This window comes from Streptomyces sp. NPDC054841 (assembly GCF_053611045.1).
Window position 1 is genome coordinate 1 of the sequence record NZ_JBSGZO010000489.1, and the last position, 6,072, is coordinate 6,072.

The 6,072-nt window shown below is 67.1% G+C and carries 5 protein-coding genes and 1 pseudogene; 2 read left to right on the forward strand and 4 right to left on the reverse strand.

The genetic code is table 11. The features are described from left to right. Window positions 1-17 precede the first annotated feature (17 nt). Window positions 18-371: a transposase gene (locus ACWGI8_RS37395; RefSeq protein ID WP_453667891.1), complete on the reverse strand. Its 354-nt coding sequence runs from the start codon at window positions 369-371 to the stop codon at window positions 18-20. Between the two features lie 141 nt (window positions 372-512). Here ACWGI8_RS37395 and ACWGI8_RS37400 point away from each other — a divergent pair. After that, window positions 513-677, forward strand: a pseudogene (locus ACWGI8_RS37400) (IS5-like element IS4811 family transposase); the annotation flags it as partial. Window positions 678-1,161: 484 nt separating this feature from the next. Here ACWGI8_RS37400 and ACWGI8_RS37405 read toward each other — a convergent pair. The 3 genes from ACWGI8_RS37405 to ACWGI8_RS37415 form a co-directional block, all read right to left on the reverse strand. Then, window positions 1,162-2,493, reverse strand: coding sequence for a helix-turn-helix domain-containing protein (locus ACWGI8_RS37405; RefSeq protein ID WP_453667892.1), 1,332 nt, complete (start codon window positions 2,491-2,493; stop codon window positions 1,162-1,164). Between the two features lie 984 nt (window positions 2,494-3,477). After that, window positions 3,478-4,173: an AAA family ATPase gene (locus ACWGI8_RS37410; RefSeq protein ID WP_453667895.1), complete on the reverse strand. Its 696-nt coding sequence runs from the start codon at window positions 4,171-4,173 to the stop codon at window positions 3,478-3,480. Further along, window positions 4,173-4,931, reverse strand: coding sequence for a GntR family transcriptional regulator (locus ACWGI8_RS37415; RefSeq protein ID WP_453667893.1), 759 nt, complete (start codon window positions 4,929-4,931; stop codon window positions 4,173-4,175). Before ACWGI8_RS37415 ends, ACWGI8_RS37410 begins: the two co-directional genes overlap by 1 nt. A 307-nt stretch (window positions 4,932-5,238) precedes the next feature. Here ACWGI8_RS37415 and ACWGI8_RS37420 point away from each other — a divergent pair, with 307 nt between their 5' ends. Then, on the forward strand, window positions 5,239-6,039 hold the full coding sequence (locus tag ACWGI8_RS37420) for a hypothetical protein (RefSeq protein WP_453667894.1): 801 nt from the start codon (window positions 5,239-5,241) through the stop codon (window positions 6,037-6,039). The last annotated feature ends 33 nt before the right edge of the window (window positions 6,040-6,072 follow it).

Genomic DNA, 6,072 nt, shown 5'->3' on the forward strand with positions numbered 1-6,072 from the left:
CTGCCCCCAAGCTTCAATCAGGCCGCTACGACGACCCGACGGAAGTGGTCTTTCACCACCTCTCGATCAACATCGCGCCTCGTGGCGCACAGCTCCTTCGCGAAGAACACCGAGGCGGCTTTGAGGATCTCGTTGGCTCGCCGCAACTCGGCTATTTCCTTCCGGAGTTGCGTGAGTTCGGTCCGCTCGGCGGTGGTCAGCAGGTCGGGCCGGCTGCCCTGGTCGGCTTCGGCCTGGCGGACCCAGCCCCGCAATGCTTCCTTGTGGATGCCGAGGTCCCGGGCCACGTGGGCGACCGGTCGACCGGAGGTCTGGACTTCGCGGACGGCCCGCTCACGCAGCTCGTCCGGGTACTTCCGTGGTGCAGGCATCGGACCTGTGTTCTCCCATCTGCCGAGGCGATCATGCCTGGCTTCAGGGCCGCTACAAAATCCGGTTCAGCTCACCTTGACGAGCTGAAGTCAGTATCGGCGTCCGCTCACTGCTTTGACTACCTATAAGCGCAGTGTGCTTGGACGATGGAGAGATCGCTCGCCTGGATGATGCACGCCCGCCGGCATGCCCGGTACGAACGGCTCGTCCAGCACTCCGAGACCCTGATCACCTGGGCCGCCATCACCCTCATGACCAGACGCCTGGCCCGCAAAGGCCCCCGCACAGACAGCTGGGAGAGGAAAAGTCAGCTCATGGGCTGACGACCGACGCCCCCGGGGCACGTTCACCCAACTTGCCTCACAGCTTCCCTAAGGATCGCCAACCGATGGTGCCCGGTGCCCATGGGACGGGCCCCGGGGTGGGGCGGGCCTGTCGGGGTTCTACCGCGCGTAGATGATCAAGGTTGTACCAGCCCGCTGGCGAGCCGAGTGGAACAAGCTCGTAAGTATCCACAGGGGCGGGAACCGGTACAAGCTGATCAGGCACTTCGCTCTCCTTGCCGTCAATGGCTACACGACCTTGCGCAGCCACGAGATTGTCCATGTCGAGGCTCCCTCGGCAGGACCCCTGCATAGTTACGGCAGAAACCCGTGCCCGGTTCACGCGAATCCCGGTCCTGCGTGGGGTTTGGAAGTACCCCACCACCACTACAGCCCCGGCAGGCTGCCAAGTCACCGAAGAGGGCTACACAAACGATAGACCGAGCTTCAGAAACACGTTCTCCTCTTAGAACGGGGCATCGGCACCTCCGTCAGGCCCTTGCATGGCCATCTCCCGTAGGGCCACCTCGATGCCTTCCGCGAGACTGCCGTGCCTCTCCCTGCATGCCGAGCACATGCCGGTCGGCTCGGCAGGCCGTACGCGCCGTTTCGAAGTACCAGGGATCCCGCAGTAGTTGCCAACGCACTCAGGCCAGCCGAGACATGCCGGGCACATGTCGTGTCCATCAGCAAGGGCCGGACTTCCGCAGTCCTTGCACTCGGCCAGAACGTGCAGCACCTCGCCCGTCCACGCGGGCGGCGTCCATGTCGCGCCCGCGTCCACAATCCCGTTGTCCCAGGACTCGCCGCGATCCGGGGCAGACGGAGCTGGAATGGCCGGCGCAGCTGCAGGAACTGGACCGTCGGCCGCACGGCGCAGCCGAGCAGCAATGAGCGCCTCGCGGCTCGTCTTGATCACGCTCGGCCACCCGGGGCCCACAACGACGTGCCGGATCTGCGTCGGGGTCCAGCCCGCGGTGAGCATCGAATCCACAACCGCAGCCTGATCAGAAAGGATCTTTCCGGTCAGCAGGAACTCGGGACCCCACTCCCGCGCAATCGCGTTGAGCACGTCCACGCCCGGAGAAGTCCGCACCGTCTTCTGGCTGGCGCCCGGCGTCGCTGACGACTCGGCTGCTACGTCCTCGCGCAGGCTCTGCTCCTCGATGCCGCGGCCGCTTCCGTCCATCCCTCCATCCCGCTCCACAGGGCCCGCAGATGAAGGCCCGCCGGAAGGACGGAGGGGTGTCTGCGGGTTCTCTGAGGGATGAATGAGGGTTAGTGGCTCATCTTGAGCCGGGGTTGGGCTCATCTTGAACCGAGCTTGGGCCCAAGTTGAGCCTGGGGTGGGCTCATCTTGAGCCATCAGCAGATCAGGGTCGGGCTCAGATTGAGCCCTCACCTGGTCAGAGGCACTCGTCCTGGCCTTCTTTCGCTTCGCCGGAAGCAGGGTGCCTTCGGCGAACGTGAGCTGCTCGATGATGTTGTCGTCGTAGGCCGTCTTCGGCCGCGCCATCTGCTCCAGAAGCCGCAGATTCACCCGCGTGAGGTTCGTGATCGGCTCACCCGTGACCGGGTCAACGCGCCGTACCGAGCTGACGAGCCCCTTGTCGATCAGCGACTTCTTGACGCGCTTGACCGTGGCGGCCGACGTCCCGCAGTCGTCGACGAGCCGCTTCTGTCCCGGCCAGCAGTAGCCGTGATCGTCGGTGCGATTGCAGTAGGCAAGCAGCAGCAGCTTCTCGGCACCGTCGAGGCCTTCGGCCGCGAACACGAGGCCCATGTGTGCAGCGGTCATCGGGCCTCCTCCGGCGCCCTGACGACCATGCACTCGAGGAAGATGGTCGCTGGCGCAGGCCCCGCGCCATGGACAACAACACCATCCTGATCGACCGTGGCCGTGCTCGAGGCGCGCTGAGGCTCAGACCGTGTAGCGGGGGCCCTCGCTACGCTGCTGGACCGCGGGCCATCCGACCGGCGCCCGATCGCCGCCCAGCGGCCAGTGGTGTCTCCCTTGCGTGGGCCCTCCGCCTGACGGCAGTCGAGCACGGCACACCTCCTCTTGGATGTTGTGCCGTGAAGCCTCCTCACGCTAGCTTGCCCGAAGGCTTGCCCAGACCACGAAGAGAGCAGGTGAGAGGCTTGCCCATCTGAGCCGGGTGTGGGTAAGCCATGCGTTGGCAAGCCCACTGCGGCCGCGCGCCGACGGGCGAGCGGAGCTCCTGATGATGCAGCAACACGGGCTGCGGGGATGTGCTGGATTGGCACGTTGGTCCCTAGATTCCTAGGGAGCCGGGATCAGCTGATCAACGTGACGCGGACCACCGAGCTGGAACCCGTACTGGGCTTCGCCAGCGAACTTGTCTATTCTGATGTCGGTGTCCGATGGGCCCTGTGTCCAGGCACCCAGCGCGGTCACTGCGCTGACCACGACTCCGTTGCTTGCCGGCGGGGAGTCGCTTCGACGGCCGCACCTGTTCGCGCAGGGCGGCCGTCACCCATTTACGGGTGGCTTGCGGAGTTCATGCGGGGCATTCTCCTCTCGATCGGCTGTGGGGGTTGGGCGGTGACGCGCCCGGTCGGGAGTCGTCAAAATGGGGCCGATGCGGCGGACTTGCCGGACAGCGCACTGGAGAGTGCACCGCTGAAACAGCCCTGTGCCTCAACCGTGCGCAAGTGCTGGAAGCCGCAGCTGAGGTAGTAGCCCTGGAGCCTGCCGGTCTCCTTCCAGGTGTCCAGGCGCAGCCACTCGCGCTGTGCTTCGGCCTGCGCGACGCGACCGTCACCTTGTCACCTCGCGCTTTCGACCAAGCGCGGTCAGCACGCTGTCCGGCTTCCCGTCGTACACGATGTGCGGCTCTTCGGTGGTCGGCGGATGGAAACGGCCTGCGAAGCGTCGCAGGTCCTCCTCGCTGAACTCGATGCTGTTCGCGTCGACCAGCGCGTTGGCGTTGCGCTCCCGGATCCTCTCCCAGCGCACCTCATGCGGCACCGGCAGATAGATCAGCACAGGCGTACCGCCGGCCTCCATCGCGGATGCCGCCCACTGGGCGCGTTCCTCCGGGGTCCAGAATCCGTGATCCACCACAACGTCACGCCCGGCCGCCAGGTGCTCCTGGAGCTCCATGGAGATGTCGTTGAGGACGGGTGCCTCCCGGACGCGGAACTGCCCGCGGGGGAAGTCGCGCCCGTAGTGGCCGTAGCGGCGGAACATCTCTTCATCCGGGCAGAGGCGCACCATCCCGGCCTGCTCAAAGGCGCGAGCCAGAGTCGTTTTGCCGGCGCCCGGCATCCCGGCCATGAGGATCGCACGGGGCGCGGGCCCGGGCCGGCCGGACAGAGCTGCGGAGATGCGGCTGATCTCGAATCGTCCTTCCAGAGTCAGGGTGTCGGCACGCTGAGCGCGAAGGAGCTCATCGAGGCGGGCTTCGAGGCTGTTGACGAGGGTGTCGTCCCGGCCGACGACGCCGTGGGCGATCACCGCACCACGTCCGACGTGGTCCGTCGTGTGCGGCCGGGAGCGCCCAAGTCGACTCCGTACTCCAGAACTTGGCCGTCGGCGTCCAGGAATCTGGCGGTGAGCACCAGGATCGCTGCCACCGCGCCGTCCTTCAGCTCCAAGAGCTCGAGGTCTTGCTTTGTGGCGATGCGCGCGGTCTCTTCGTCTACGCGCTTCACGACCCGCCGTCCCGTGGCCCGCGCGATCAGGTCCAGCGACAGCCCGCCCTTGAGGCGCTCGCTTCGCGTCAGCCCGGGGAGCACTTGGGCGAACTCCGACGGGATCCAGGACGTCGAGTGGGAGACGATGCCGTGAGCATCCCGGTAGACACGGCTGCGGCGGATCACGTCGTCACCAGGTTCGATGTCAAGCACCGTCGCGACGTCCTCAGGGGCAGGCACTACGCCAGCGAGGTGGCCGCTCGACTTCTCGCCGTTGCCCCACGACGACTGCGTCTTTCCGCTGCGGTCATGGCGCTCGGATCCGGAGGAGAGCGACACGGGGCGCCCCATGACCTCGGTACCGACACCCGGGATGCCCTGGACCAGCTTCTCGTCGCGCAGCAGCTTCATGGCACGGTCGGCGGTGGCCGTGCTGACCTTCCACTCATCAGCCAATGCCCTGATGCTCGGAAGCAGGTCACCCGGCGAGAGTTCCCCAGAGCTGATGAGGTCGCGGTAGTGGCCCGCGATGCGCGCGTACGGCGGCCGGTTGTCGGCTCGGGGTGGCCCGGGCATTTCGCCTCGCCTCCTTTGTCTCGTCCAGGTGCCTCACTATACCGCTTGACACCTGAGGGTACCTCAGGCAACCTGATGTATGGAAGCGGCGGTGATCCTCCGGGAGCACCGCAAAGCACCACCGCAGCAGTCGCCACTTCGGTGGTCCGGAGTCTGAGGCACTTCTAACTCCTCCGGTTTCGACTGTTGCTGCACGTCGCAGCGCTATGCGCTGTCCGTTCTGCAGGATGCCGGTTCGCCGCGCGGCCTGGAGGGCGGAGAGAGCACCGCGACGCACCCCTGCCACTCCGTACGTGAGGAACTCCCTATGTCTGTTCCGACCCTTGAACCCACTGCCCGGAAGCGGCTGCGCCGGACTCGCACCCGCGCCGTCAGCGACCTCTCCGCCCTCGCCGTCTCGACCCTCAAGCCACAGGAGTACGACCTTCGGCCCGCCTGCGTGTCGCTGATCTGCCCGAGCTGCAGGACCTGGGTTCCGATCTACAAGCCCGGGACGCCGAAGCCGAAGCTGGTCCCGCACCACACGGAGAAGGCCGGGACCGAGGACCCGCGCCGCTGCCCAGGGAGCAACCGCCTCGTGGTCATCGACGTGGAGATCGAGGGCTGGTGGCGGCGCCTGGAGGACGGGGTCGCGGAGACCGACGGCCGCCGTTCGAACCGCGTCATGCGGAAGCCGAAGACGGCGGTCGCGCCGGCCGTCACCCAGATCCTCGCGCCGCTCCTCGACGCGAGGGCCGCGCTCAGGCTCTACCAGGCCCACCGCAAGGGCTGCGCGGTCTGCAGGCGGCCCGGCCGTACCCGCTGCACGGACGGCGGCAGGCTCGCTCACCTCTACGCACACAAGCAGCGCACCGAGCCCGCCCGCCGCGCGGCTCTCACCGTCCGGGAGGAGCTGGCGGAGCAGCGCGAGCGGGGCCTGTGGCTGCTGCGCGAGCTCCAATGGGCGTCGACCGCCGCCTCGGTGCGCCGGGCCGACATCCAGCGGGCCCATGACGCCTTGGAGATGACGCTCTGGCAGCACAGCCCGAAGCTGAACCCGTGGGAGCGGGCCGACCTCGCGAGCGCGATCACGATGCTTGCGACCAAGGTGGAGCAGCTCAGCCGGTAGCCCCTCCGTACGAACGACCACGGCCCCGGCCAC